The sequence below is a fragment of the Bacillus sp. GW821-FHT11D08 genome, assembly GCF_058808515.1.
Window position 1 is genome coordinate 228200 of the sequence record NZ_JBXARS010000001.1, and the last position, 26045, is coordinate 254244.

The window sequence follows — 26045 nt, forward strand, 5'->3', positions numbered from 1 at the left end:
CTGCGATGGAGATGTGACCATGACAAACTGGAAACCTTTCGTATCTGTCATTACACCGTCTTATAATGCAAGTGAATATATCGAAGACACGATTCAGTCCGTTTTACATCAAAGCCACCCGCATTGGGAAATGATTATCGCGGATGATTGTTCAACGGACGGAACGAGAGATATTTTACGGCAATATGAACAAAAGGATGAGCGGATCCGCGTCGTTTATTTAGATAAAAACGGGGGAGCCGCGGCTGCCAGAAATACAGCCCTTAAACATGCCAAGGGCCGTTATGTCGCATTTCTGGACAGCGATGACAGATGGAAAAAGGAAAAGCTTCAAAAACAGCTTGCGTTTATGGCAGAGCGGTCCTGCGCTTTTTCATTTACGGGCTACAGCGTCATGGAGCAGGACGGAACGCCGACGGACAAAACGATTCAAGCCCCTGAAAGCCTGTCATATGATGAAGCTTTAAAAAACACGATTATCGGATGTTTAACGGTCATGATTGACAGAGAGCAGACGGGGCAGATTCAAATGCCTGATATCAGAACGCGGCAGGATTTAGCGACATGGCTTTCCCTGCTGAAAAGGGGATTTACGGCTTACGGCCTGAATGAGTGCCTTTCAGAATACAGGCTTGTGCAGAATTCGATTTCAAGTAACAAGTGGAAAGCCGCAAAAAAAACGTGGTTTGTTTATAGAGAAATTGAGCGCCTGCATTTTATCAAGGCTTCGTGGTGTTTTATGCAATATGCAAAAAACGCGGTCTTGAAAAGACTGTAGGCGTCAGAGGAGCTGGGTGATGAAGGTGGAACCGATTATTCACGTAATCGTCGGAGCGGCGGAATGGGGGCATGACCGGCTGAGATACAGACGGCACCGGCTGGCTGAATTTCTCGCCCGGCAAAAAGAAACGAAAAGCGTCATTTGGGTATGCCCGTCTCCGCGAGCCAATGATGGTCAGATGGCCGGGATCGCCGAGGGAATCCGGCAGTTCACTGTAAAGGATCTCATGCGGCAAAAAGCTTTCCGCTTCGGCAGGTATACAGACATGTGCTACAGGCATAAGCTTTCACCATTGGTGAACATGCTGAAGGAAGAAGGAGAAGGGGCCCGCTGCTGCTTATGGTACACCTTCCCCGGTTTTCCGCTTCTGGCAGATCTGTTTCCTTGGGATGAAGTGATTTATGATTGCAGTGATCTATGGGCCGCTCCGATCAGCGGCCGATCCGGGGTGCTGTCAAATGTTAGAAGAAACATCATTAAACAGGCGGAAATGAGAATCATTCAGCGTGCCGATTCCATTACGTGTACATCTGACTGTCTGCACCGGGAGGTCGGAAAAAAGCTGGAGAATCCGCACCAGAAAGTGTTCACCATTGAAAACGGAGTGGAATATGACCTGTTTTCACGGGAAAATAAACAGCCGGATGAAGACATTTTACGGGGACGGAACGGAACGGTTCTCGGTTTTATCGGCGGAATCAAACCGAAGCTCGATTTTGCGCTTATGGCGGAAACGGCAGATGTGAGGCCTGACTGGACGATTTTATTGGTAGGCCCGAACACGGCTCAGGACGATCCGGATTTCAAGTCGCTTCTGGAGCGTCCGAATGTCATCTGGACGGGACCTGCCGCGCCGAATGAAGTGCCGTCCTATATGCAGCTTGTCGACATCGGCATCATGCCGTATAAAAATTCACCTTATAATGACGCGGTATTTCCGCTTAAGCTTTTTGAATTTTTAGCCGCCGGCAAACCGGTTGTCGGCTGCAACCTTTCTTCTACGTCAAAAATCAAAAGGCCTTTCGTCTATGAATACGTTGAAGGCAGTGACCCCGCAGATTTCATCGCGGCCTGCGACGCGCTTCTGGCAGCGGACCGCAGCGGATCATATGAGGCTTTGCGCCGTGAATTGGCCCGGAGACGGGATTGGAATGTTTTATTCGGCCGAATGCTCGAATGCACGGGTATATTGAAAAATGCGCAATCCCATTAAAAGGGAAAGCGCATTTTTTGATTTGCGTGTTTCTTTTTGATGATGCTTGTTATAATAACTAGTAAGAATTATAATGGAAGGAACGGTTCAATATCAGAAAAGACTTCATATAATTCCAAAGGAGACTTCTTTATGCTTGACGAACGCATGTTTCGCATAGTTGTTGCGTTTTTTGTCTCTCTGCTAACGGTTTTAATCCTAACTCCTATCGTAAAAAAAATTGCGATCAAAATAGGTGCAGTTGACCAGCCCAGCAACCGAAAAGTACATGATAAAATAATGCCCCGTATGGGCGGCCTGGCCATCTTTATCGGCGTAGCGGCGGGTGTTCTCGCGGCCGGCATATATAATGAAACGAAAATGACCGCCATTACAGTGGGTGCGTTTATTATTGTTATTTTAGGAATCCTTGATGATAAATACCAATTAAGCGCAAAGGTAAAGTTTTTCGTCCAGCTGGCCGTGGCCATTATGATTGTGAGCACGGGACTGAAAATGGACTTTTTCTCCGTACCGTTTTTAACGGAACGTTTAGAATTGGGATGGGTCGCTTACCCGCTGACTGTGTTATGGATCGTCGGTATTACGAACGCGATGAACCTGATTGACGGTTTGGACGGACTCGCTGCCGGCCTGTCGGTCATCGGACTCTCCACTATCGCCGTTATGGCGTTATCCGGAGGGAAAATCCTTATTCTGTCACTTTCACTTGTCGTGATAGGAAGCACACTCGGATTTTTATTTTATAATTTTCATCCGGCAAAGATATTTATGGGAGATACCGGATCGCTCTTTCTCGGATACGTCATCTCAGTACTCTCATTATTAGGTCTTTATAAAAGTGTTACATTATTCAGTATCATCATTCCGATCATCATTTTGGGCGTGCCGATTTTTGATACGACATTCGCCGTCATCAGGCGGATTTTAAACAAACAGCCGATCTCAGCGCCTGATAAGTCACATATACACCACCGGCTGATGGCCTTCGGGCTGTCACACCGCACGGCTGTCATTATCATTTATTTAATCGGCTTTATTTTCAGCGTCAGTGCCATCCTGCTGAAAAGCGCGACCATATGGCTTTCGCTGTTTATTATTTTTGTATTGATTGTATTTATGCAAATCATAGCAGAGGTCACAGGGTTAGTAAATGAACAATTTAAACCATTTACCAAGTTTTACAAGAGATTGGTAAAGAAAAATTAAAAAGAGCAGATCATGCGAATGGTCTGCTTTTTTGTGGATTCTGCTATTCTGCTATTCTCTTATTATATAAAAAAACCCGATCCTGCTCAAAGGATCGGGTTTACTCTTAATAGCCTGTTGTGCCGCCGGACTGTGTGCTGTCCGTACCGTTTGCACCAGCAGTACCGTTGGTTGAATCGGTTGTGCCGCTTGTTCCTGTGCTGCCGGAAGTTGAATCAGCCGTACCGCCTGTTCCTGTGCTGTCGGAAGTCGAATCAGTCGTACTGTCCGTTCCGGTGCTGTCAGAAGCAGGATCGGACGCCGTGCTGCTTCCGGACGGGTAGTCCAGGTGTTTCTGCAATTCCTGCCGTACTTTTTCGAGATTGGTCGGATCGGGCTGGAAATAATACGTTCCGCCCGTAGACGCGGTTCCGCCGCCGCCTAAATATAAATCTGATCCTGTTATGGTCAGTGTATCAATCTTTTTGCTGGTAAAGCCGTTATAAATCTGCTGAAGGGCGAGTCCTTCAGTGATTCGGATATTCGTTTGTACATTTTTGCTTGCTGTTTCAGCGATTTTATCGATTTTAGCAATATTTCCAGCCTTAGACATTTGGTCGATCAGTGCATTTAGGATTTGCTTTTGGCGGTCATTACGGCCGAAGTCTCCGCGTTTATCCTGCTTTCTCATGCGTGCGTAAGCCAGAGCCTGCTCACCGTTCAAATGCATGTTTCCTTTCTTGAAGTAGATCCGTTTCTTTTTACTGACGTCACTCATCTCGTCGAAGTCAAAAGGCACTTTTACATTGACTCCGCCGACTTCATCAATAACATCCTTAAAGCCGTTAAAATCGACAGTGACATACTTATCAATCGGTATGCCTAATAAGTCTTCGACGGTTGAGACGGTTTCATCCGCCCCGCCTTTAGCAAAAGCCGCATTGATTTTTGATTTTTTACCGGTTGTATCGCCGGCAAGCGTCACCCGCGTATCACGCGGAATACTCAGCATTTTCATTGTTTTATTTCTCGGATCAAGGGTAACGACAATAAGAGAGTCTGATCGTCCGCCTTTTCCGCTTGTGGCATAATTTTCGATCCCCATAAACAAAATGGAGAACGGTTTTTTCTTCATATCGATGACTTTATCCCGAAGTTTTGATTTGTCTCCGCGGGAAAGGGCATCATATGCATTATCTGCCGCATTGATCGTTTTGTATACTTTGTATCCGCCAAACCCGGCAGCGACTAACAAAACGAGGGTAAGCAGCAGCAAAATCCGTTTGAATATGATCTTTCGTTTGCTTTTCTTTTTCTTTCGAACACGCACTCTTACACGTTCAGCCATTACATTAGTCTCCTTTAGGGCTGACGTCTGTTTCTAAATACGTCAGTTCTCCCTCTGTATTCTTACTCTTGCCGTTCGTCAGCTCTGTCATCCATTTTATAAACTCGTCTTTGTCTTTTTCTTCAACGTACGTTTCAAATTCGACATGATCCGCATAATGGATATCTTTCAGTAAAAAAACTGATTCTCTCAGTTCGTTCTCTATCTTGCCGAGCCACGTATAATCCGCTGATGTATGCATAATCCGCATCAGCTTCCGCTCCGTAACTCCTATATGATTTAAGCCTTCAGACACTGACTTCCCATATGCACGAATCAATCCGCCTGCACCGAGCTTTATTCCGCCGAAATACCGGGTAACCACCGCGCAGGTATCTTTCAGACCGCGTTTTTTCAGCACTTCCAGCATGGGGACGCCGGCTGTGCCGCTTGGTTCTCCGTCATCATTCGCCTTTTGTATATGGTCGGTTTCGCCGATCAGATAAGCTGAGCAGTTATGAGTCGCATTCCAGTGCTGTTTTTTTATCTTTTGTATAAATTCCTGCGCTTCCTCTTCAGAAGCAGCACGGCTCAGGTGACAGATAAAACGCGATTTTTCAATCACAATCTCATGTTCACCCGTTTCTTTAACTGTTAAATAGCTGTGCAGCATGATTGCTGGACCCTCCTGACAAGCATTAAAAGACTTGTTTCTACAAATTCGAACAGACTTTAGAATTTTTGCGCATATTTTGGTATCATGAAAGAGTAAGATACTATATAAAAATGTTTTTTTCTAGAATATACGCATTCTTTCATTATAATTCGACATAAATTGCAGTTCAATTACATTTATAATAAAAATACATAACAACACCGTTACGGAGGGAGACAGATGAATAAATCGAAGATGGACTCCAAAGTTTTGGATTCTATACTTATGAAAATGCTGAAAACCGTGGACGGGAGCAAGGACGAGGTTTTTCAAATCGGAGAGCAGTCGCGCCAGCAATATGAGCAGCTGGTTGAAGAACTCAAACAGATCAAACAGCAGGTCTACGAAGTCATTGAGCTGGGCGACAAACTTGAAGTTCATACGCGGCACGCACGAAACCGCTTGTCTGAAGTAAGCAGAAATTTCCATAAGTTCAGCGAAGAAGAAATTCGCAACGCCTATGAAAAGGCGCACAAACTTCAAGTGGAACTGACGATGATCCAACAGCGTGAAAAGCAGCTGCGGGAGCGCAGAGATGATTTAGAACGCCGGCTTTTGGGGCTTCAGGAAATCATTGAACGGTCAGAATCTTTGGTCAGCCAAATAACCGTCGTTCTGAATTACCTGAATCAAGACCTTCGCCAAGTAGGGCTTCTTCTTGCCGATGCGCAGGCTAAACAAGATTTCGGTTTAAGAATCATTGAAGCCCAAGAGGAAGAAAGAAAAAGAGTTTCCAGAGAAATTCATGACGGTCCCGCGCAAATGCTGGCAAATGTCATGATGAGATCGGAATTAATTGAACGGATCTTCCGCGACCGCGGCACGGAGGACGGATTTCAGGAAATCAGAAATCTGCGGCAGAATGTGCGGAATGCCCTTTACGAAGTCAGAAGGATTATATATGATTTAAGACCGATGGCATTGGACGATCTCGGGCTGATTCCGACACTGAGAAAATATCTTTATACAACTGAAGAATACAACGGAAAGGTGAAAATACATTTTCAGTGTATCGGAGACACAGAGAACCAAAGGCTTGCCCCGCAATTTGAAGTGGCGCTTTTCCGTCTCGCTCAGGAAGCCGTCACAAATGCACTCAAGCATTCAGAATCAGAGGAAATTACAGTAAAAGTGGAAGTAACCGCTGATTTTGTCGTTCTCATCATTAAGGACAACGGAAAAGGCTTTGATATTAAGGATGCTAAACAAAAGAAAAACAAATCATTCGGCTTGCTGGGAATGAAAGAAAGAGTAGATCTGCTTGAAGGAACGATAACGATAGACTCTAAAATAGGTCTTGGGACATTTATCATGATTAAGGTTCCGTTATCTCTCGGCCTATAATTTGTTAAATAGAGCCAAAAGACATATTGACCGAACAGCGGCGTATATAGAACAATAGGATAAGGAGGCGTAGCGTGTGACTAAAGTAAATATTGTTATTATCGACGACCATCAACTATTCCGTGAGGGTGTAAAAAGAATATTGGATTTTGAACCTACCTTTGAAGTGGTAGCAGAAGGTGACGATGGAGATGAGGCGGCTCGAATCGTCGAGCATTATCATCCCGATGTTGTCATAATGGACATCAATATGCCGAATGTAAATGGAGTAGAGGCTACTAAACAGCTTGTTGAGCTGTACCCTGAATCTAAGGTGATTATCCTCTCCATCCATGATGATGAAAACTATGTGACTCATGCTTTAAAAACAGGTGCAAGAGGCTATCTCCTGAAAGAGATGGACGCAGATACTTTAATCGAAGCAGTGAAAGTGGTAGCCGAGGGCGGTTCTTACCTTCACCCGAAAGTAACCCACAATCTTGTCAACGAATTCCGCCGTCTTGCGACAAGTGGAGTTTCTGCTCATCCTCAGCATGAGGTTTACCCGGAAATCCGGAGACCATTACATATATTAACGAGACGGGAATGTGAAGTGCTGCAAATGCTTGCAGACGGAAAAAGCAACCGCGGAATCGGTGAATCATTGTTTATCAGTGAGAAAACAGTGAAAAACCACGTGAGTAATATTTTGCAGAAAATGAACGTTAATGACCGGACACAAGCCGTTGTCGTGGCCATTAAAAACGGCTGGGTAGAGATGCGTTAGCCATGTGTGAGAAGACTTGCCTGTTATGGCAAGTCTTTTTTTACAGCTGCATATCTATTAAAATACTTATTAAGTACTTAATAAGGCAGGTAAAGTGATGAAGATTGCAGTTGTAACAGACAGTACAGCATATATTCCGAAAGAGATGAGAGAAGAACATCATATTCATATGATCCCTCTCCAAGTGGTTTTCGGTGAAAAAACATTCCGCGAAGAAACAGAACTCGACTGGAGAAGTTTTTATAAAGAAGTAAAAAATCATGATGAGCTGCCGACTACGTCTCAGCCTTCTTTCGGTGAATTAATCGCATTGTACGAAGAACTGGGCAAAACATATGATGCAGTCATAAGCATACATTTGTCCAGCGGAATCAGCGGAACATATAACAGCGCCGCCTCGGCAAACACTATGGTTGATCATATTAAAGTTTATCCCTTTGATTCAGAGATCAGCTGTTTGGCACAAGGGTTTTATGCGTTAAAGGCAGCACAGCTCATTAAAGACGGTGTTGACTCACCGGAAGAGATTATAAAAGAGCTGGAAGAAATGAAAAAAACAGTCCGTGCGTATTTTATGGTGGACGATTTATCACACCTCCAGCGGGGCGGGCGTCTAAGCAGTGCTCAGGCTTTTATCGGCGGTCTGTTAAAGGTAAAGCCTATTCTTCATTTTGACAATAAGGTAATTGTTCCTTTTGAGAAGATTCGGACACGCAAAAAAGCGATTTCGAGAATTTTTGAGCTGTTTGGGGAGGATGCAAGTAAAGGAATCCCGATGCGGGCCGCTGTCATCCATGCAAACAGGGAAGAAGAAGCGGCGGCTATTATACAGGAGTTAAGCGGTAAATATCCTCATGTCGAATTCTATAACAGCTATTTCGGTGCCGTGATCGGAACCCATTTGGGCGAAGGCGCCATCGGAATCGGCTGGTGCTTTAAAAACTAAGTGAAAATCTCCGTTTTCAAGGGCGGAGATTTTTTTATTTTTTAATTTTCGCAATTCGACAAGTGGGTTCCCGACAAGGCATACTTTGAGCAGAAAGGAGGCAGGGAGATGTCCGAAGGTGCTTCAGAATTTTCAGAGGTGCGGGATTTCTTTTACGGCCGGCATTTATTGAGATCTGAGATACCGTTTTCAGACCAGCGCATTAAGCGTTTTACAGAAAAAGAATATATAACGGCCGAGCCGTCAATCATCCGCCGGAAAAATCGTTACGTCTGCCAACGATGCGGTCAGTCTGATCAAGCCTGCTTTGCGGCATTTTGGGCGCCCTCTGCCAAAAGGCAGATTACCTATTGCCGTGCCTGTGTCATGATGGGAAGGGCTGATGAACTGACATCATTATATTCTTGGAATCAAACCCCTGAAAACAGCTGGGAGCCTGTAAAGCTTTCTTGGGAAGGAACACTGACAGACGGACAGAAGCGGGCGGCCGCCGCGCTTACAGATGCGATAAAAGAGAGACAAGAGCTGTTAGTATGGGCGGTTTGCGGATCGGGGAAAACAGAGATGCTGTTTCCGGGTATCGAGTTTGCGCTGAATCACGGTTTGCGCGTCTGTGTCGCGACTCCGCGTACAGATGTCGTACTTGAACTGCTGCCGAGACTGAAAAAAGCATTTGAGAAAGTCGAAGTTTCTGCTTGGTACGGCGGCAGCGAGGACAAAGGCCGTCTGACTCCGTTAATGATTTCAACCGCTCACCAGCTGATGCGCTACCGAGACATTTTTGATGTCATGATAATAGATGAAGTAGATGCGTTTCCTTTTTCAGCCGATGAGACATTAAGATTCGCTGTTGATAAAGCGAGGAAGAAAAACAGCGCCCTTGTTTATGTAACGGCAACTCCTTCAGACACATTAAAAAAGAAGGCTGAAGCCGGTTTGCTGAAAAGCGTCCGCATACCGGCCAGATATCATCGGAAACCCCTCCCGGAGCCGCGTTTTTTGTGGTGCGGCAATTGGAAGAAGAAGCTTCAGAAAGGAAAACTGCCGCGCTCTGTAACGGATTGGGTCCGCCAAAAACTTCAATCACAGCTGCCGGTTTTCTTATTCGTTCCGTCTGTACATGTATTGAAAAAGACAACGGATTATTTTCAGAAATTAAACATACGGGCAGAAGGCGTACATGCGGAAGACACATTCAGAAAGGATAAAGTGAAACGGTTCAGAAACGGCCGGCTTGACCTGCTGGTAACGACTACGATTTTAGAAAGAGGGGTTACCGTGCCCAAAGTTCAGACATGTGTCCTCGGCGCAGAAGCACCTATCTTTACTGAGAGCGCGCTCGTACAGATCGCAGGCAGAACGGGAAGGCATTATAAACATTTCAGCGGTGATGTCGTCATGTTTCATTTCGGAATGACAAACGGAATGAAAAAAGCAAAAAAACATATAGAACATATGAACAAATTGGCACAAAAAAGTAAATTGTTGGACTAGTTAATTTCAGAAAACATGATACAGTATACTCATACTTTCCTATGAGGAGCTGTCAGCATGCTTGTCAATTCAAAAGAAATCGTATTAAAGGAACTTCTCGACCGCCATATGTCTCAGCTTCATATGAAATGCACATGCCGGGTATGCAAAAATGATGTACTGGCACTTTCACTTAACCGGGCTGAACCGGCATATGTTACAGATAAAAAGAAAGTTGCTTATGCAAAAGCAGAGATAGTTGATAAACAGAAAAATACGGCGCTGCTTGTCATTCTGGCTGAATCAGCGGCGATTGTTTCGGTTAATCCAAGCGAGTTCTGTGAAACTCGGGAAGGAGCGTAATATCTCTGAATTGTTTATTGTGTGACTCACCAATTTCAAGTTCATTGACTTGGAGATCTCTATTTTCTCTGGCGCCCGAGCAAGAGGTATGCAGCATATGCAGCAGCCAATTCGAAAAAATTGAAGGCCCCGTATGCAGTATATGCGGGAGGCCTCAGGAGTCAAATGAAAAATGCGCTGATTGTGCGGCCCGGGAATCAAAAACGGAAAAGCGCTTTTTGCTGCGGCAAAACCGTTCGGTATATTTATATAATGATGCGATGAAGGACTCATTGGCCCGTTTTAAATTCAGGGGTGATGCAAAAATCATTCAAGCATTTGAACGTGACTTTGCTGCCGGCTTTAAAGCGGCATATCCATCAAATACACATACTCTCATCCCTATTCCGCTGAGCGGCGAACGGCTGGCGGAACGCGGATTCAATCAATCCGAGCTGCTGGCCTCTCTGCTCGGAATGCCTGTCATTTCCCCCCTCATCCGACTGAACAACGAAAAACAATCCAAAAAGAGCAAAACAGATAGGCTGTCTGCAGAAAAAAAGTTTTCAGCAGCCGAAAACTCCGCCGAAGGTATGAACGTCATTTTAATAGATGATATTTATACGACGGGCGCCACACTTCACCAAGCCGCCGAAGTCCTGCTGACAGCGGGCAAAGCGTCATCGGTCTCCTCTTTTACTTTAATCAGGAGCTAAATCATTCTTTTTTTCTGCCGATATAATTGATAGAAATATAAGGCAGATTAAAGAAGGAATAGGAGTTAATACGATGGGTGAATTGGCGAATTGTCCAAAATGCAATGCTTTATTTTTTAAAACGAACCTGCAGACCGTGTGCCAGGCATGTATTAAAGAAGAAGAAAAAGCATTTGAAACCGTCTATAAATTTTTGAGAAAGCAGATCAACAGACAGTCGACGATGCAGCAGATCACTGAGGAAACAGGTGTGGATGAAGAGCTGATCCTCAAGTTTATCAAACAAAAAAGGATTCAGATCAGCCAGCTTCCGAATTTGGCATATCCTTGCGAAAGGTGCGGAAATCCAATCAGGACGGGGAAATTTTGCAAGTCCTGTCAGACAGATATTGAGTCGCAATTAGACCATATGAACCAAAAAACAGCCGCTGAATTCGAAGATAAAAACAGTACAAAAGACACATACTATGCCTATAATACCAAAAACACCTGATTCCCTAAACTAACTGATAACGCAGTCGATAAAAGAATTAGACTGCGAACAGAAAGCGAGAGGAATCCTATGAAAATCAATCAGTACGGAACACAATCCGTTAATCCATACCAAAAAAATTACGAAAAGCAAGCCGTACAAAAAGAGGCTGCAAAGCCGAAGGACAAAGTGGAAATTTCTTCTCATGCAAAAGAGCTTCAAAATGCGTCAGATGCGGTCACTAAAACACGACAGGAAAAAATCGCTCAGCTTAAAGCGGATATAGAGAGCGGAACATATAAAATAGATTCAAACAGCATCGCTGAAAATATAGTAAATTTCTATAAAAAGCAATAAAAAGGAGAAAGCCAATGTCAGCAAAGCCAATTATTGATCAACTGAAGCGACTTTGCGCACTGCATGAACATCTGCTCACGCTGTCTGAGGAGAAAACGGAAGCGCTGAAAGCAGGTAAAACAAAAGAGCTCTCCAACATATTGACCAAAGAGCAAAAGTATATTCAGGCAATCGGGCAGACTGAGGAAGAACGAATCAGGTTAACTTCTCAGTTTCTCAGCCGCGGTGAGGACAATACAATTGCTGCATGCATCTCCAGAACTTCAGGCAGTGAAAAACAGGAGCTTGAAGGGTTATTTCACTCTTTGTCTGCGCTTCTTGACCGTCTGAAAGAAGTGAATGAGATGAACAAACAGCTCACGATTCAGGCTTTACAATTCATCTCCGGGGCATTCGATATGATCATGCCGGGTGAAAAAGAGAATATGAATTATAAAGAGCCGCAAGCGGCGCGCAAGCCTGTCAGCCGTTTGACATTATTCGATTCAAAAGCTTAGAACGGAGGATTTTCAATGCCATCGACTTTTATGGGGCTGGAAACAGCAAGGCGTGCATTGAGTGCGCAGCAGACTGCATTGAGCACAGTTTCAAATAACGTTGCAAATGCAAATACAGAAGGATACACGAGGCAACGCGTCACATTACAATCGACGAGCCCTTATCCCGCAGTATCAAAAAACAGTGATCTGACGGCCGGCCAAATCGGAACAGGAGTAAAAGCCGGTTCAGTTGAGCGCGTCAGAGACAGTTTTTTAGACTATCAGTACAGAACTGAAAATACAAAATTAGGGTACTATACAGCCCGTTCCAATTCATTGTCGCAAATGGAAGGCGTCATGAAAGAGCTTGACGATAACGGATTAAACGGATCGCTCAGTTCGTTTTGGAATGCCCTTCAGGATCTGGCGACGAATCCGGAAAATACGGGAGCGCGCTCAGTTTTGCAGGAGCAGGGGAAATCTCTTGCCGAAAGTTTTAACTATATATCTACCTCTTTGACTAACATTCAGGGTGATATTAAAAAGAACCTGGATAACACAGCGGATCAGGTCAATTCCGTTCTCAATCAGCTGAATGACCTTAACAATCAAATAGCGGCAGTTGAGCCGAGCGGTATGCTCCCTAATGATTTGTATGACCAAAGAGACAGATTGATTGATCAATTATCTTCTATGGCAAACATTAAAGTTTCATATAATAAGTCGGGCGGACATGCCTTGGCGACTGCTGAGGGCACGGTTAACGTCGAATTGCTGAACGGAAACAACAATTCTCTCGGTACGCTGCTCGACGGTAACACAAAAACAGTTTCAGAAATGAAAATCAACTACGATAAGGACAGCGGCCTCGTGTCGAGTGTGTCAGTCGGCAGCAATACGGTCAATGCGGATGCATTTACCGGAAAAGGCTCACTCTTAGGTCTTATTGAATCATACGGCTATATGTCAAATGGAGAAGAAAAAGGTCTTTATCCTGAAATGCTGACGGCTCTTGACAATATGGCGCTGTCCTTTGCTGACGCGTTTAATGCAGTTCATGAAAAAGGGAAGACCTATACAGGCGAACAGGGTGCAGCATTTTTTGATTTCAGCGGTGGTGAAGCGGTGCCGGCAAAAGGTGCGGCAGCGAAAATAAAAGTCAGTGACAAAATCCTTGCGTCTACTGATAATATCGCAGCGTCGTTAAACGGAGAAAAAAGTGACGGCACAAACGCGACAAATCTTGCAGCCGTACAGAACAGCAAGCTGACTATTAACGGTGAAACCACTACAATTAATGACTTTTATGAATCCCTTATCGGAAAGCTGGGCGTTAATTCACAAAAAGCGGCCAATCTTATGAACAACTCTGAAAGCAACACCCTTTCAGCCGATGAACGGAGACAATCTGTCAGTGCAGTGTCTTTAGATGAAGAAATGACAAATATGATTCAGTTTCAGCACGCTTATAATGCGGCTGCGCGGATCATAACGATGCAGGATGAAATATTCGATAAAATTATTAACGGTATGGGCACCGGAGGAAGATAGGAGATAAGTAAATGAGAGTAACTCAAGGGATGATCGCAAAAAATTCTCTTCGATTTATCGGCTCAAGTTATGACAAGCTCGATCGGCTTCAGCAGCAAGTGTCTACGGGGAAAAAAATCACGAAAGCTTCTGATGATCCGGTCGTTGCAATGAAGGGAATGCAGTACCGTACTCAGCTTGCGCAGGTAAACCAGTATCAGCGGAATGTTTCGCAAGGCTTTACATGGCTGGAAAACTCGGAATCAAGCGTAAACTCGGAAACGGATATTATGGGAAAAATCCGGGACTTGATGGTTCAGGCGAAAAGTGATTCGAATGGTGAAACAGAATTGAAAGCAATCGGTACAGAAATCGGCCAGCTGAAAAAGCAGCTCGTTTCTGTCGCGAATACTCAGGTAAACGGACGTTATCTGTTTAACGGAACAAATTCAGACGTCCCGCCGATCACTGAAAATGCCGACGGCACATATACGTACAACTATGAGAATTATACAGGTGCTTCGGATGTTAACATCAACATCTCGAACGGAGCAGTGTTGAAAGTGAATTCTGATCCGAACTCAGCTTTCGGAGGCGTCGCACAAAATGGAGATAATGTTTTTGAATTTCTTAACTCCTTAGAAGCTTCTTTAAGCAAAGGCACGCTGTCCGAAGCAGATTCAGATCAAATTCTGTCAGATATTGACGGTTTTACTGATAAAATGAATGCTGAAAAATCCAATATCGGCGCACGCACAAACCGGTTGGAACTCATTCAGACAAGATTGGAATCACAAGCGGCAACCGCTGAAAAAGTATTGTCCGATAATGAAGATGTAGAAATGGAAGATGTAATTGTTGATTATTTATCTCAACAGACGGTTCATAGAGCAGCGCTGTCAGTGAATGCGAACATCATTCAGCCGTCACTGATTGACTTCCTGAAATAATATAACTGATCGTCTTCAATATATAAAAAAAGCGACTCACAACAGGGAGATCGCTTTTTTTACTAAAATACTATAAACAGGAGGGATCTCTGTGCAGATGCCGAGATTGATTATTGACAGTGTGCCTGCTAAAATCGGTATAACCTTTCAAAAGGAAGAAATCGAGATGGAACAGCCGCCCGCTGACTTGGAAATCGAGCAGCCGCCGGCAGAGCTGAACATTGAAAGCACGCCGGCCAAACTGACGATTGACCAGACGAGGGCGTGGGAGAACTTGAATCTCAAATCATTTGAAAAGCTGAACGCTGAAGCCGCCCAGAAAGGTGCGGAAGCCTGCAGCGAGTTTATCGCAAAAACAGTCAGGGAAGGGAAGGAAATGGCGGCTATCGAAAAGAAAACGGGCAATGTGATGGCCCGGCAGGCAGCAGATGTCAGACCGCCCGATCCATTCGGCGAATTCAGCGACTTTCTGCCTGCGCAGTTTCTCGTCGACATTGACTGCATTCCTTCAAAGCTTACGATTGATATTGAAGCCCGCAAACCTTCAATTGAAGCAGCCGTCAATAAACCTGTATGGAATTATACGCCGGGGAAAGTTCAGATTGATATGATGCAAGACCCTAAGGTGACGATTTCGGTTGACGATGGCAACGCAGAATAAAAGATGAAAGTGGTAAAGGATTGTGAAGCATGATAATTAAAACAAAATATCACGGAGAAATCAGAATAGACGAAGGGCAGATTATCTCATTTGAAAACGGCCTGCCGGGATTTAATGACGAGACTCAATTTGTTGTTCTTCCTTTGTCGGAAGATTCACCGTTTTTGGCGCTGCAGTCTGTCAAACAGGAGCACATCGCCTTTATTGTCGCCAGTCCGTTTATTTTCTTTAAAGGGTACGAATTTGACATTGACCATGCGACGCTTGAACTTTTGCATATTGAAGATATAGAGGAAGTCGAAGTGATGGCGATTTTAACGCTGGAAGAGCCTTTTGAAAACACGACCGCCAATTTAAAAGCGCCGATTATCGTCAATAAAAAGGAAATGAAGGCGAAACAAATCATTTTACATGATGCTTCCTATGAAACAAAACATCTGATAGGAGGAGGATCATGCTAGTTCTCTCAAGAAAAGTGAATGAGTCCATTCAGATCGGGCCGGATATTGAAATAAAGGTGATCGCCATCGAAGGAGAACAAGTGAAGCTGGGAATTGAAGCGCCTCAGCACGTAGATATTCACAGGAAAGAAATCTACTTGTCGATCCTGGAAGAGAACAACAGAGCTGTATCTTTTAATACTGATTTATTACTTAACCTATCCTCACAAAAAAAGTGAGGATTTTTTTATTTTCAATATAAACAATAGAAACGGCCATCCGATATATATAGTGTAGCCAATGAGAGGAAAAATTTTCTTCAGAATGACGCTGCGCAAATGCACAAGGACGTGCGAAAAACAATTCAGGGAGGAAATACAAAATGAGAATCAACCACAATATCGCGGCTCTTAACACAAGCCGTCAGCTGAATGCAGGTTCAAACGCTGCTTCTAAAAACATGGAAAAATTATCTTCAGGTCTTCGCATCAACCGCGCTGGTGATGACGCTGCGGGTCTTGCGATCTCTGAAAAAATGCGTTCTCAAATCCGCGGTTTAGACATGGCGTCTAAAAACGCTCAAGACGGAATCTCTCTTATCCAAACATCTGAGGGTGCATTGAACGAAACTCACAGCATTCTTCAGCGTATGAGCGAGCTTGCTACACAAGCGGCGAACGATACAAACACTGATTCTGACCGTTCTGAGCTTCAAAAAGAGATGGACCAATTAGCGTCTGAAGTAACAAGAATCTCTACTGACACTGAGTTCAACACGAAGAAACTTCTTGACGGAACTGCGCAAAACCTTACGTTCCAAATCGGAGCTAACGAAGGCCAAACAATGAGCCTGTCTATCAATAAAATGGACTCTGAAAGCCTGAAAGTTGGTACGACTTACACAGCAAATGATGACGGTTCTAAGCTTGTAACTGCAGATGGAAAAGAAGCAACCCTTGTCACTGACGGTTCTAAAGGGCCGAATGGCTACTATGATGATGCTGATAAATTAGTTTATCAAGCTGACAGTGCATTAGCTAAAGATACAAAAGTAACAAAAGGTATCGACATCTCATCTTCAGCTAAAGCTGCGTCTTCAGCTCTTACAACAATCAAAACAGCTATCGACACAGTATCTAGCGAGCGCGCTAAACTTGGTGCGGTTCAAAACCGTTTAGAGCACACAATTAACAACCTTGGTACTTCTTCTGAGAACCTGACTTCTGCTGAATCACGTATCCGTGACGTAGACATGGCTTCTGAGATGATGGAGTACACGAAAAACAACATCCTTACTCAGGCTTCTCAAGCAATGCTTGCGCAAGCTAACCAACAGCCTCAGCAAGTTCTTCAATTGCTTAAAGGTTAATGACGGAAAGATCCTGGTTCTCCAGGGTCTTTTTTTATTTCTTCAGCTATTTCCCCCTCCATCATGCCAAAGAACCCTATTGACAAAATGAAACATTATATTTTGCAGTTAAATTATTGAAAACCTTTTAATATGACCGATATAAGAATAAGATCATACATTTATGGAGCTGTGATATGATAAACAGTCGGAAACTCACTGTTGTCATAGAGCCGTCTACGACTAAACGCTGAAAAGGAGAGGGTACATATGGTCACAAGAATCACAGGCCTTAATTCCGGTCTTGATGTAGATTCTCTGGTGAAAAAACTAATGGATGCCGAAAAGCAGCCGCTTAATAAATTAAACCAGCAAAAGCAGACGCTTGAATGGAAGCGCGATGCTTATCGGGAAGTGAATACCCAGATTGCCGACATGTATTCTACGACATTTAATAATATGCTGATGTCCACAAACTGGAATAAAAAAACAGTAACAAGTTCGGATTCTAGTGTCAGCGCGGTGGCTGTCAGTGCTGAACAGAATATTTCAACGAGCATGTCTGTACAACAGCTGGCCACACCGACGACTTATAAATCATCAGGGGCCATCAATTTCACTTCAGGTCAGAGCCAAACATTGAAATTCAATGTCACAAATCCGGGTGAAACGAAGCCGACTGAGGTAAACGTCACGATCGCCGCAACCGATACGATTGACGATGTCATTTCTAAACTGAACAGCTCAGGCCTTGGGGTGACGGCTTTAAAAGAGAAAATTTCCAACGGCACGGATTATGTGGATACGATTGCGTTCACTTCCAATAAAACGGGGGAAGGATTTACCCTTTCAGCAGGTGATGACGCAACCAAAAGCTTTCTGAAAGATCAGCTCGGTTTTGCCGTTGATGATGCAACAAATGAACTGACGGCCAATGCCGAAGGGAAAAACGCGAAGTTTACGTTCAACGGGCTTGAAATGACAAAAACGTCCAATAACTTTACGATCAACGGCATCAAATACACGCTGAACAGCGTGACGGACAGCAATAAAACGGTTACGATTAACAGCACGACTGATACGGACGGCATTTTTGACAACATTAAAGATTTCGTTGATAAATACAATACGTTAATTAAAAGTGTAAACGAGAAGGCGTCGGAATCAAAATACCGTGATTATAAGCCGCTAACCGATGAACAAAGAGAAGCGATGACCGATAAGCAGATTGAGCAGTGGGAAGCAAAGGCCAAAAGCGGTTTATTACGGAGCGACAGCACGCTGCAGAACGGTTTGGCGGAGATGCGGCTTGATCTGTACTCAACGGTTACGATTGACGGGAAAAAATATCAGCTTGCAGATTTCGGAATTGAGACGTCTGATAGTTATACGGATCAAGGAAAGCTTGTCATTAAAGACGAAGCGAAACTGAAACAGAAAATTACCGAGAATCCTGCTCTCGTGGCTAAACTGTTTAATGCAGACAGCCCTGATACAGCGAAAACCAAAAACCCGGAGGAACAGGGGATTGCCCGGAGATTAAAAGACACATTAAACAAAATGCAGATTCAAATTTCAAAACAGGCGGGTACGGAAAGCTCGGTATCAACCAGCTTTGCCATCGGAAAAAGCCTGGATGAAATAGAAACAAATATTTCCAATATGAAAACGAAGCTGGATGACATCGAGACGAGATATTATAAAAAGTTCAGCGCACTGGATACGGCATTGGAGAAATTGAACAGCCAATCTTCATATCTCACGTCAATGTTAGGATCTTCAACATCATAACCTTGGAGGTTTTATAAAAATGGCAATAAATAATCCTTTTGCTGCTTATCAGCAGACATCCGTCTTTACAGCCGCTCCGGAAGAGCTGACCCTTATGCTTTATAACGGCTGCCTGCGATTCATTAAGCTGGCCAGGCAGGCGATGAAGCAAAACAACCTTGAAGCCAAAAATGAAAATATCGTAAAGGCGCAAAACATCATTCAAGAGCTCAGCATCACGTTAAACCGGGAGATTGAGATTTCTGAACAGATGTCATCCATTTATGATTACATCCGCCGCCGGCTGATCGACGCGAACGTGCAGAATAACGGAGAATTTTTAGATGAAGCGGAAAAACTCGTTACTGAATTTCGCGACACGTGGAAGCAGGCCATGCAGAGTGAACGGAAAAACAGCCACGGCGCGGGCGGCCTTGCCTGATGAACAGCAATGTCTTTTCTTTGTATAACGAAACGAAGAACATGTACGCCGCACTGAAGGACGCCCCGGAAAGCGACGGTCTTATCAGCAGCGTTACGGCATTTACGGAGAAAAGGGAGGAGATGCTTGCGGGCATAAAGCCGCCTTTTTCCGAAGAAGAAAAAACGCTGCTTCAGCAGGTGGCCGCGATGGACCGTCTGATTACCGGCGAAGTGAAACGGATTCAGGATGGTATCCGAAATGAAATAAAAACGCTTAAGAAAAAACGAATCTACCATAATACGTATTTCAATCCGTATCATCAAACGACAAGTGACGGCCGTTTTTACGACAAACGCAAATAGGTGAGTGTTTTGAGAAGTTTGAACGATTACCATTTGGTGTCAGCCTACTACCAGCTTCTTTTTACGATTGATGAGGGGCTTTGCTACCTGTTGGACACGCAGGATGATTTTTTTAAGACGGAGGGCGAGCGGATTTACAACGATTTGATTCAGGCTTTTTTTCATCTCGATTCCTCTCATGCGCTTCTGCTGTCTATCATTGAGTGCCGATGCGTGGAGACGGCGATCCGCTCATTTGACGAGATCTTTCAGGATTTCAGCATGTTAAATGATTATGATTTCCCGTCCGCCCCTTTTCAGGAGTTTTTAAAAACCATCTTTCTGCCGCATTATAAGCTATGGATGGAGCAGACGCACGACTGCATCAAACCGTATGTTCTTCACTAGACCTGCTGCAAGCGGCAGGTCTTTTGCCTGCGTCCTCCGCATATACTTATAATCCTGGCGGAAGCTGCCGGATAAAACCGACACCATTCGTCATCGTTCACCGAATTTACACATTATTTTAACGTTTCAGCAGGGATCAGAAGGGGTAAAAGAGAAATAGTTACATATCCTTAGATAAAGGGAGGCGTTCTTTGATGAACTACAATATCAGAGGAGAAAACATTGAGGTTACACCTGCGTTAAAGGATCATGTGGAGAGAAAAATCGGCAAGCTGGAGCGATATTTCGAGCAGAGCGTCAATGCCGATGTGAACGTCAACTTAAAATTCTATAATGATAAGGAATCTAAAGTTGAAGTCACCATTCCGATGACTGATCTGGCGCTTCGTTCTGAAGTGCATAACGAGGATATGTACAATGCAATTGATCTCGCAACAAACAAGCTGGAACGTCAAATCCGAAAGCACAAAACAAAAGTCAACCGAAAATTCCGCGAGCAGGGTCTTCCGAAACATTATTTCGAGAACGGCAGCGCTGCTGATACGGGCGTAGCGGTTCAGGACGAAATTGAAGATGACAGCCCGGAAATTGTCCGTCAAAAGCGTTTTAATTTAAAACCGATGGATAATGAAGAAGCGATTCTCCAAATGAATATGCTCGGACATAATTTCTTCGTATTCACCAACGCGGAGACGAATCTCACAAACGTCGTTTACCGCAGAAATGACGGCAAATACGGATTAATTGAACCGACTGAATAAACCCATCCAGCCTTCCGTGAACGCGCGGAAGGTTTTTCTCTATCTTTATCTGCAAATTCTTTGGAAATAGCAAAAGGTATGTTATGATAATGAGAGGTATACATGGACAGAAAATTATCATTTATTCCATGCAAAATCTGCATGTGAACATAGAGGAGCGTTATAGATGCTTGGGATTTTAAATAAAATGTTTGATCCGACCAAACGTGCGCTGAACAAATACGAAAAAATAGCAAATGACATTGATGCCGTAAGAGGAGATTATGAAAATCTCTCTGACGAGGCGCTTAAACATAAAACGGCAGAATTTAAAGAGCGGCTTGAAAAAGGAGAAACGACGGATGACCTTCTTGTCGAAGCGTTTGCCGTCGTTCGTGAAGCTTCCCGCCGCGTAACCGGCATGTTCCCGTTTAAAGTGCAGCTGATGGGGGGCATCGCCCTTCATGAGGGGAACATTTCCGAAATGAAAACAGGGGAAGGGAAAACGCTGACGTCCACGCTTCCCGTGTATTTAAATGCGTTGACGGGAAAAGGCGTTCACGTCGTAACGGTCAACGAATATCTGGCGAGCCGTGATGCCCAGCAAATGGGAGAGATTTTTGCGTTTCTCGGGCTTACAGTCGGCCTGAACCTGAATTCGATGTCAAAAGACGAAAAACGCGAAGCTTACGCAGCCGATATCACGTATTCAACGAACAATGAACTCGGCTTTGATTATTTGCGTGACAACATGGTGCTCTATAAAGAACAAATGGTGCAGCGCCCGCTTCATTTTGCCGTTATTGATGAAGTCGATTCAATTTTAGTCGATGAAGCGAGAACGCCATTGATTATTTCCGGACAAGCTCAGAAGTCCACAAAACTGTACGTGCAGGCAAATGCGTTTGTCCGCACACTCAAGAAAGATCAGGATTATACGTATGACGTCAAAACGAAGGGCGTTCAGCTGACGGAAGAAGGAATGACGAAGGCTGAAAAAACGTTCGGCATCGACAACCTGTTTGATGTCAAAAACGTGGCCTTGAACCACCATATCAACCAGGCTTTAAAAGCCCATGCGGCGATGCAGAAAGACGTGGATTATGTTGTTGAGGACGGCCAGGTCGTCATCGTTGATTCCTTCACCGGCCGTCTGATGAAAGGACGCCGCTACAGCGAAGGTCTTCACCAGGCAATTGAGGCGAAAGAAGGCCTGGAGATTCAAAATGAAAGCATGACATTGGCGACGATTACGTTCCAAAACTATTTCCGTATGTACGAAAAGCTGGCCGGTATGACCGGTACCGCAAAAACGGAAGAGGAAGAATTCCGCAATATTTATAACATGCAGGTTGTATCCATCCCGACCAACCAGCCGGTCATCCGTGACGACCGTCCGGACTTGATCTACCGCTCAATGGAAGGGAAATTCAAGGCGGTGGCGGAGGATGTCGCCCAGCGCTACATGACCGGACAGCCGGTTCTTGTCGGTACGGTTGCCGTTGAAACGTCTGAATTGATTTCTAAACTTCTGAAAAACAAAGGGATTCCGCATCAGGTGCTGAATGCCAAAAACCATGAGCGCGAAGCTCAGATTATTGAGGAAGCGGGACAAAAAGGCGCTGTCACGATTGCGACCAACATGGCGGGACGCGGAACCGACATTAAACTCGGCGAAGGCGTAAAAGAGCTTGGCGGCCTTGCAGTCGTCGGTACGGAACGCCACGAATCCCGTCGGATTGACAATCAGCTCCGCGGACGTTCAGGACGTCAGGGAGACCCGGGCATCACACAATTTTATCTTTCAATGGAAGATGAATTGATGCGCCGTTTCGGAGCTGAACGGACGATGGCGATGCTTGACCGGTTCGGTATGGATGACTCCACGCCGATTCAGAGCAAAATGGTGTCACGCGCCGTGGAATCATCTCAAAAACGTGTCGAAGGAAACAACTTCGATTCACGTAAACAGCTTCTTCAATATGACGACGTGCTCCGTCAGCAGCGCGAAGTCATTTACAAGCAGCGTTTTGAAGTCATTGACTCTGAAAACCTGCGTGACATTGTGGAAGGCATGATCAAGTCTTCACTGGAGCGTGCAATTGCCGCTTATACGCCGAAAGAGGAGCTTCCGGAAGAATGGAATCTTGACGGCCTCGTGGAGCTTGTGAATACAACGTATCTTGATGAAGGCGCGCTTGAAAAGAGTGATATCTTCGGAAAAGAACCGGATGAAATGCATGAGATGATCATGGATCGCATCATGACAAAATATAATGAAAAAGAAGAGAATTTCGGCACAGAGCAGATGCGTGAATTCGAAAAAGTCATCGTATTGCGTGCCGTCGATTCAAAATGGATGGATCATATTGATGCGATGGATCAGCTGCGTCAAGGGATTCACCTTCGCGCCTATGCGCAGACAAATCCGCTGCGTGAATACCAAATGGAAGGTTTCGCTATGTTTGAGCACATGATTGAGTCCATTGAGGACGAGGTTGCGAAATTCGTCATGAAGGCCGAGATTGAAAGCAATCTGGAACGCGAAGAAGTTGTTCAGGGCCAAACGACGGCTCATCAGCCTCAGGACGGCGATGAGGCCAAACAAGCGAAAAAAGCGCCGGTCCGCAAAGTTGTGGATATCGGACGTAACGCGCCTTGCCATTGCGGAAGCGGAAAAAAATATAAAAATTGCTGCGGCCGGACAGAATAGTCTCGACTGTATGAAGCGAACATGACCGGGTCTGCGTCTTATGGCGCCCCGGATCTTTTAATGAGGTGAATGGAATGGAATTATCAGAAATCAGGGCAGAGCTCGAAAATATGGCTTCTCGTTTAGCGGACTTCAGGGGGTCTCTTTGACCTCGAATCAAAGGAAGCCCGCATTGCAGAATTAGATGAAAAGATGGCGGAACCGGAATTCTGGAATGACCAGCAGAAGGCCCAAACCGTCATCAATGAAGCGAACGGTCTGAAAGAATACGTGAACTCCTATCATCAGCTGAGCGAGTCTCACGAAGAGCTGCAAATGACACATGATCTTTTAAAAGAAGAACCTGACCAGGACCTTCAGCAAGAGCTTGAAAAAGAGCTGAAGTCATTAACGAAGGAATTGAATGAATTTGAGCTTCAGCTGCTGCTCAGTGAACCATATGACAAAAACAACGCGATTTTAGAACTTCATCCGGGGGCCGGCGGTACGGAATCTCAGGATTGGGGTTCCATGCTGCTCAGAATGTATACCCGCTGGGCGGAAAGACGCGGTTTCAAAGTTGAAACGCTTGATTATCTCCCGGGAGATGAAGCAGGTATTAAGTCTGTCACACTGCTCATTAAAGGCCACAATGCATACGGCTATTTAAAAGCGGAAAAAGGCGTACACCGCCTCGTGCGGATTTCTCCATTTGATTCATCAGGCCGCCGCCACACGTCATTCGTGTCATGTGAAGTCATGCCTGAATTCAATGAAGAAATCGACATTGATATTCGTACCGAAGATATTAAAGTTGATACGTACCGGGCGAGCGGTGCCGGCGGACAGCACGTCAATACGACTGATTCAGCCGTTCGGATCACCCACCTGCCGACAAATGTAGTCGTCACGTGCCAGACGGAACGTTCACAAATCAAAAACCGCGACCGGGCGATGAAAATGCTCAAAGCGAAGCTGTATCAGCGCAGAATTGAAGAACAGCAGGCGGAGCTTGACGAAATCCGCGGCGAACAGAAAGAAATCGGCTGGGGCAGCCAAATCCGCTCGTACGTCTTCCATCCGTACTCCATGGTGAAAGATCACCGCACCAATACGGAAATGGGGAACGTGCAGGCGGTTATGGACGGAGATATCGATATTTTCATTGACGCCTATTTACGTTCTAAACTGTCGTAATCCGGGAACACACCTGCCTTTGGCAAGGTGTGTTTTTTTATCCGTTCTCTTTTTCCATTTTTCACAACAGCGCTTTAGCAAATTAATACGGTATTTGGCTGTTATTTACTTCTAAGCCGGGAAGACTTAAAATGCTATCGAGAGAAAATCGGAGAACGGAGGATTTTGCATGGATGTGAATCACAATAAGCCGCTCCGTCTGATCAAAGATTATATATACATCATGATCGGCGCGGCGATTACGGGGATCGTGTTTAACGTATTTTTGCTGCCGAACCGTATAGCAGCGGGGGGAGTAAGCGGGATCAGCACCATTTTAGAAACGTTTGGTTTTGAACCGGCTTACGTGCAGTGGATTATTAACATCCCTTTGTTTATCGCCGGAGTGATCATTCTCGGCGGGAAGTTCGGAATGAAGACACTGGTCGGTTCCATCGTTCTGCCGCTCGCCGTCTATTTAACAAGAGATCTGCCTGCCGCGACGACCCATGAACTGCTGGCGGCGATTTTCGGAGGCGTCGGGATCGGAACGGGAATCGGCATCGTGTATCTCGGCAAAGGCTCCACGGGGGGAACGGCTCTGGCGGGCCAGATCATTCACAAATACACGGGGCTGTCGCTGGGAACGTGCCTCGCCATCATGGACGGATTAATTGTGCTGAGCGCGATGCTCGTTTTCGGAGTGGAGCAGGGACTGTATGCGATGCTCGGGGTATTTATTTCAAGCAAAACGATTGATGTCGTGCAGGTCGGGTTCAACCGCTCCAAAATGGCTTTAATCATTACGCAGCATGAAGAAGCCGTCAGATCGGCTGTGTTTAAAGAAATCGACAGGGGTGTGACGAAGATTTCCGCAGTCGGCGGGTATACGGAACATGACCGTCCGATCTTAATGTGTGTCGTTGGCCAGACCGAATTCACAAAACTGAAACAAATCGTCAAACAGATTGATGAGTCAGCCTTTGTCATTGTCGCAGACGCAAGCGAGGTGCTCGGCGAGGGTTTCAAACGCGCGTAAACGGGGTTATAATAGCGAAGGGGTGCATCTTACATATGAAATCAAAATGGGCGCTGCTGGCGCTGGTTCTGACCATGTCCGTCCTGCTGGCGGCATGCGGCGGTTCCAATGAATCGAAAAAAGAAAGCTCTGACAGTTCAGGCGGGTCAAAAGCATCTGCGTCAGCAGGAGAAGAGCTTTATCAGCAAAGCTGTATCGGCTGCCACGGAAAAGACTTAGAAGGCGGCGGAGGTCCGAATTTACAGGAAGTCGGCGGGAAGTATGATGAAGCTAAAATTGAAAGCATCATTAAAAACGGACGCGGCAATATGCCGAGCCATCTTGTAAATGATAAGGAAGCCGCTGAGATCGCAAAATGGCTGTCACAGAAAAAATAACAGAAAAACCTTGCCTGTTATAGGGGCAAG

General features: G+C 45.0%; 29 protein-coding genes. 27 read left to right on the forward strand and 2 right to left on the reverse strand.

Annotated features, from left to right (window positions below):
• Nucleotides 1–19 precede the first annotated feature (19 nt).
• From tuaG to AC1RRX_RS01185, 3 genes are all read left to right on the forward strand, one after another.
• Nucleotides 20–778, forward strand: a complete 759-nt coding sequence (gene tuaG, locus AC1RRX_RS01175; RefSeq protein ID WP_003151380.1) for a teichuronic acid biosynthesis protein TuaG — start codon at nucleotides 20–22, stop codon at nucleotides 776–778.
• A 19-nt stretch (nucleotides 779–797) separates the two neighbouring features.
• Entirely contained in the window at nucleotides 798–1994 is a 1197-nt protein-coding gene (gene tuaH, locus AC1RRX_RS01180) for a teichuronic acid biosynthesis protein TuaH (protein WP_042635532.1), read from the forward strand.
• Between the two features lie 132 nt (nucleotides 1995–2126).
• Entirely contained in the window at nucleotides 2127–3203 is a 1077-nt protein-coding gene (locus AC1RRX_RS01185; RefSeq protein WP_003151382.1) for a glycosyltransferase family 4 protein, read from the forward strand.
• Between the two features lie 106 nt (nucleotides 3204–3309).
• On the opposite strand, the gene AC1RRX_RS01190 is transcribed toward AC1RRX_RS01185, so the two are convergent.
• Nucleotides 3310–4530 (reverse strand): LCP family protein, encoded by a 1221-nt coding sequence (locus tag AC1RRX_RS01190; protein WP_020956419.1) that lies wholly within the window; start codon nucleotides 4528–4530, stop codon nucleotides 3310–3312.
• 4 nt (nucleotides 4531–4534) lie between these two features.
• A complete protein-coding gene (locus AC1RRX_RS01195; RefSeq protein ID WP_007614107.1) occupies nucleotides 4535–5182 on the reverse strand; it encodes a YigZ family protein in 648 nt (215 codons plus the stop codon).
• Between the two features lie 222 nt (nucleotides 5183–5404).
• Here AC1RRX_RS01195 and degS point away from each other — a divergent pair, with 222 nt between their 5' ends.
• From degS to cccB, 24 genes are all read left to right on the forward strand, one after another.
• Nucleotides 5405–6568 (forward strand): two-component sensor histidine kinase DegS, encoded by a 1164-nt coding sequence (gene degS, locus AC1RRX_RS01200; RefSeq protein WP_007407484.1) that lies wholly within the window; start codon nucleotides 5405–5407, stop codon nucleotides 6566–6568.
• Nucleotides 6569–6644: 76 nt separating this feature from the next.
• Nucleotides 6645–7334, forward strand: coding sequence for a two-component system response regulator DegU (degU, locus tag AC1RRX_RS01205; protein WP_003219701.1), 690 nt, complete (start codon nucleotides 6645–6647; stop codon nucleotides 7332–7334).
• Nucleotides 7335–7431: 97 nt separating this feature from the next.
• Entirely contained in the window at nucleotides 7432–8280 is an 849-nt protein-coding gene (locus tag AC1RRX_RS01210) for a DegV family protein (RefSeq protein WP_007407483.1), read from the forward strand.
• A 108-nt stretch (nucleotides 8281–8388) separates the two neighbouring features.
• On the forward strand, nucleotides 8389–9774 hold the full coding sequence (locus AC1RRX_RS01215; protein WP_136803264.1) for an ATP-dependent helicase ComFA: 1386 nt from the start codon (nucleotides 8389–8391) through the stop codon (nucleotides 9772–9774).
• 57 nt (nucleotides 9775–9831) lie between these two features.
• Nucleotides 9832–10116: a late competence protein ComFB gene (gene comFB / locus AC1RRX_RS01220; RefSeq protein WP_007407481.1), complete on the forward strand. Its 285-nt coding sequence runs from the start codon at nucleotides 9832–9834 to the stop codon at nucleotides 10114–10116.
• 5 nt (nucleotides 10117–10121) lie between these two features.
• Nucleotides 10122–10811: a phosphoribosyltransferase family protein gene (locus AC1RRX_RS01225; RefSeq protein WP_198161198.1), complete on the forward strand. Its 690-nt coding sequence runs from the start codon at nucleotides 10122–10124 to the stop codon at nucleotides 10809–10811.
• 73 nt (nucleotides 10812–10884) lie between these two features.
• Nucleotides 10885–11304 carry a TIGR03826 family flagellar region protein gene (locus AC1RRX_RS01230; protein ID WP_025285352.1) on the forward strand — a complete coding sequence of 140 codons (420 nt, stop codon included), beginning with the start codon at nucleotides 10885–10887 and terminating at the stop codon, nucleotides 11302–11304.
• Between the two features lie 69 nt (nucleotides 11305–11373).
• Nucleotides 11374–11640 carry a flagellar biosynthesis anti-sigma factor FlgM gene (gene flgM / locus AC1RRX_RS01235; RefSeq protein WP_003151393.1) on the forward strand — a complete coding sequence of 89 codons (267 nt, stop codon included), beginning with the start codon at nucleotides 11374–11376 and terminating at the stop codon, nucleotides 11638–11640.
• A gap of 14 nt (nucleotides 11641–11654) precedes the next feature.
• The gene (locus AC1RRX_RS01240; protein WP_003151394.1) at nucleotides 11655–12137 is read left to right on the forward strand and encodes a flagellar protein FlgN; all 483 of its coding nucleotides are present in this window, start codon (nucleotides 11655–11657) and stop codon (nucleotides 12135–12137) included.
• 15 nt (nucleotides 12138–12152) lie between these two features.
• A complete protein-coding gene (flgK, locus tag AC1RRX_RS01245) occupies nucleotides 12153–13670 on the forward strand; it encodes a flagellar hook-associated protein FlgK (protein WP_039063717.1) in 1518 nt (505 codons plus the stop codon).
• 11 nt (nucleotides 13671–13681) lie between these two features.
• Nucleotides 13682–14599 (forward strand): flagellar hook-associated protein FlgL, encoded by a 918-nt coding sequence (gene flgL / locus AC1RRX_RS01250; protein WP_007407477.1) that lies wholly within the window; start codon nucleotides 13682–13684, stop codon nucleotides 14597–14599.
• Nucleotides 14600–14690: 91 nt separating this feature from the next.
• Complete coding sequence (locus tag AC1RRX_RS01255; protein WP_007407476.1) at nucleotides 14691–15260, forward strand: DUF6470 family protein; 570 nt, start codon at nucleotides 14691–14693, stop codon at nucleotides 15258–15260.
• Between the two features lie 29 nt (nucleotides 15261–15289).
• On the forward strand, nucleotides 15290–15721 hold the full coding sequence (gene fliW / locus AC1RRX_RS01260; RefSeq protein ID WP_144463869.1) for a flagellar assembly protein FliW: 432 nt from the start codon (nucleotides 15290–15292) through the stop codon (nucleotides 15719–15721).
• On the forward strand, nucleotides 15715–15939 hold the full coding sequence (gene csrA, locus AC1RRX_RS01265) for a carbon storage regulator CsrA (protein WP_003151402.1): 225 nt from the start codon (nucleotides 15715–15717) through the stop codon (nucleotides 15937–15939). The genes fliW and csrA overlap by 7 nt, the downstream gene beginning before the upstream one ends.
• 143 nt (nucleotides 15940–16082) lie before the next feature.
• Nucleotides 16083–17069: a flagellin N-terminal helical domain-containing protein gene (locus tag AC1RRX_RS01270; protein WP_015387631.1), complete on the forward strand. Its 987-nt coding sequence runs from the start codon at nucleotides 16083–16085 to the stop codon at nucleotides 17067–17069.
• Nucleotides 17070–17318: 249 nt separating this feature from the next.
• A complete protein-coding gene (locus AC1RRX_RS01275) occupies nucleotides 17319–18839 on the forward strand; it encodes a flagellar hook-associated protein 2 (RefSeq protein ID WP_007407473.1) in 1521 nt (506 codons plus the stop codon).
• Between the two features lie 19 nt (nucleotides 18840–18858).
• Nucleotides 18859–19260, forward strand: coding sequence for a flagellar export chaperone FliS (gene fliS, locus AC1RRX_RS01280; protein WP_003151407.1), 402 nt, complete (start codon nucleotides 18859–18861; stop codon nucleotides 19258–19260).
• Nucleotides 19260–19604 (forward strand): flagella biosynthesis regulatory protein FliT, encoded by a 345-nt coding sequence (gene fliT, locus AC1RRX_RS01285; protein WP_007614086.1) that lies wholly within the window; start codon nucleotides 19260–19262, stop codon nucleotides 19602–19604. Before fliS ends, fliT begins: the two co-directional genes overlap by 1 nt.
• Nucleotides 19605–19613: 9 nt before the next feature.
• Complete coding sequence (locus AC1RRX_RS01290) at nucleotides 19614–19991, forward strand: DUF8042 domain-containing protein (RefSeq protein WP_003151412.1); 378 nt, start codon at nucleotides 19614–19616, stop codon at nucleotides 19989–19991.
• Between the two features lie 194 nt (nucleotides 19992–20185).
• On the forward strand, nucleotides 20186–20752 hold the full coding sequence (gene hpf / locus AC1RRX_RS01295; protein WP_003151413.1) for a ribosome hibernation-promoting factor, HPF/YfiA family: 567 nt from the start codon (nucleotides 20186–20188) through the stop codon (nucleotides 20750–20752).
• A gap of 166 nt (nucleotides 20753–20918) precedes the next feature.
• Nucleotides 20919–23444 carry a preprotein translocase subunit SecA gene (secA, locus tag AC1RRX_RS01300; RefSeq protein ID WP_020956414.1) on the forward strand — a complete coding sequence of 842 codons (2526 nt, stop codon included), beginning with the start codon at nucleotides 20919–20921 and terminating at the stop codon, nucleotides 23442–23444.
• A gap of 74 nt (nucleotides 23445–23518) precedes the next feature.
• Nucleotides 23519–24620, forward strand: a protein-coding gene (gene prfB / locus AC1RRX_RS01305) for a peptide chain release factor 2 (RefSeq protein ID WP_096034905.1) whose coding sequence is annotated in 2 segments (ribosomal slippage) — nucleotides 23519–23590 and nucleotides 23592–24620 — 1101 coding nt in all. Because the reading frame shifts where the segments join, the coding sequence is not laid out codon by codon here.
• A gap of 169 nt (nucleotides 24621–24789) precedes the next feature.
• Nucleotides 24790–25638 (forward strand): YitT family protein, encoded by an 849-nt coding sequence (locus tag AC1RRX_RS01310; protein WP_012118565.1) that lies wholly within the window; start codon nucleotides 24790–24792, stop codon nucleotides 25636–25638.
• Nucleotides 25639–25673: 35 nt separating this feature from the next.
• Nucleotides 25674–26015, forward strand: a complete 342-nt coding sequence (cccB, locus tag AC1RRX_RS01315) for a cytochrome c551 (RefSeq protein ID WP_007614074.1) — start codon at nucleotides 25674–25676, stop codon at nucleotides 26013–26015.
• Nucleotides 26016–26045: the final 30 nt, after the last annotated feature.

Bases quoted from the DNA above. Each gene is read 5' to 3' on its own strand.
- csrA (WP_003151402.1), top strand. From the start codon at position 15,715: ATGCTAGTTCTCTCAAGAAAAGTGAATGAGTCCATTCAGATCGGGCCG.
- AC1RRX_RS01270 (WP_015387631.1), top strand. From the start codon at position 16,083: ATGAGAATCAACCACAATATCGCGGCTCTTAACACAAGCCGTCAGCTG.
- secA (WP_020956414.1), top strand. From the start codon at position 20,919: ATGCTTGGGATTTTAAATAAAATGTTTGATCCGACCAAACGTGCGCTG.
- AC1RRX_RS01215 (WP_136803264.1), top strand. From the start codon at position 8,389: ATGTCCGAAGGTGCTTCAGAATTTTCAGAGGTGCGGGATTTCTTTTAC.
- flgL (WP_007407477.1), top strand. From the start codon at position 13,682: ATGAGAGTAACTCAAGGGATGATCGCAAAAAATTCTCTTCGATTTATC.
- AC1RRX_RS01195 (WP_007614107.1), bottom strand. From the start codon at position 5,182: ATGCTGCACAGCTATTTAACAGTTAAAGAAACGGGTGAACATGAGATT.
- fliW (WP_144463869.1), top strand. From the start codon at position 15,290: ATGATAATTAAAACAAAATATCACGGAGAAATCAGAATAGACGAAGGG.
- AC1RRX_RS01275 (WP_007407473.1), top strand. From the start codon at position 17,319: ATGGTCACAAGAATCACAGGCCTTAATTCCGGTCTTGATGTAGATTCT.
- AC1RRX_RS01310 (WP_012118565.1), top strand. From the start codon at position 24,790: ATGGATGTGAATCACAATAAGCCGCTCCGTCTGATCAAAGATTATATA.
- flgK (WP_039063717.1), top strand. From the start codon at position 12,153: ATGCCATCGACTTTTATGGGGCTGGAAACAGCAAGGCGTGCATTGAGT.
- tuaG (WP_003151380.1), top strand. From the start codon at position 20: ATGACAAACTGGAAACCTTTCGTATCTGTCATTACACCGTCTTATAAT.
- AC1RRX_RS01210 (WP_007407483.1), top strand. From the start codon at position 7,432: ATGAAGATTGCAGTTGTAACAGACAGTACAGCATATATTCCGAAAGAG.
- fliT (WP_007614086.1), top strand. From the start codon at position 19,260: ATGAACAGCAATGTCTTTTCTTTGTATAACGAAACGAAGAACATGTAC.
- tuaH (WP_042635532.1), top strand. From the start codon at position 798: ATGAAGGTGGAACCGATTATTCACGTAATCGTCGGAGCGGCGGAATGG.
- hpf (WP_003151413.1), top strand. From the start codon at position 20,186: ATGAACTACAATATCAGAGGAGAAAACATTGAGGTTACACCTGCGTTA.
- AC1RRX_RS01190 (WP_020956419.1), bottom strand. From the start codon at position 4,530: ATGGCTGAACGTGTAAGAGTGCGTGTTCGAAAGAAAAAGAAAAGCAAA.
- degS (WP_007407484.1), top strand. From the start codon at position 5,405: ATGAATAAATCGAAGATGGACTCCAAAGTTTTGGATTCTATACTTATG.
- cccB (WP_007614074.1), top strand. From the start codon at position 25,674: ATGAAATCAAAATGGGCGCTGCTGGCGCTGGTTCTGACCATGTCCGTC.
- AC1RRX_RS01230 (WP_025285352.1), top strand. From the start codon at position 10,885: ATGGGTGAATTGGCGAATTGTCCAAAATGCAATGCTTTATTTTTTAAA.
- fliS (WP_003151407.1), top strand. From the start codon at position 18,859: ATGGCAATAAATAATCCTTTTGCTGCTTATCAGCAGACATCCGTCTTT.
- comFB (WP_007407481.1), top strand. From the start codon at position 9,832: ATGCTTGTCAATTCAAAAGAAATCGTATTAAAGGAACTTCTCGACCGC.
- flgM (WP_003151393.1), top strand. From the start codon at position 11,374: ATGAAAATCAATCAGTACGGAACACAATCCGTTAATCCATACCAAAAA.
- AC1RRX_RS01240 (WP_003151394.1), top strand. From the start codon at position 11,655: ATGTCAGCAAAGCCAATTATTGATCAACTGAAGCGACTTTGCGCACTG.
- AC1RRX_RS01185 (WP_003151382.1), top strand. From the start codon at position 2,127: ATGCTTGACGAACGCATGTTTCGCATAGTTGTTGCGTTTTTTGTCTCT.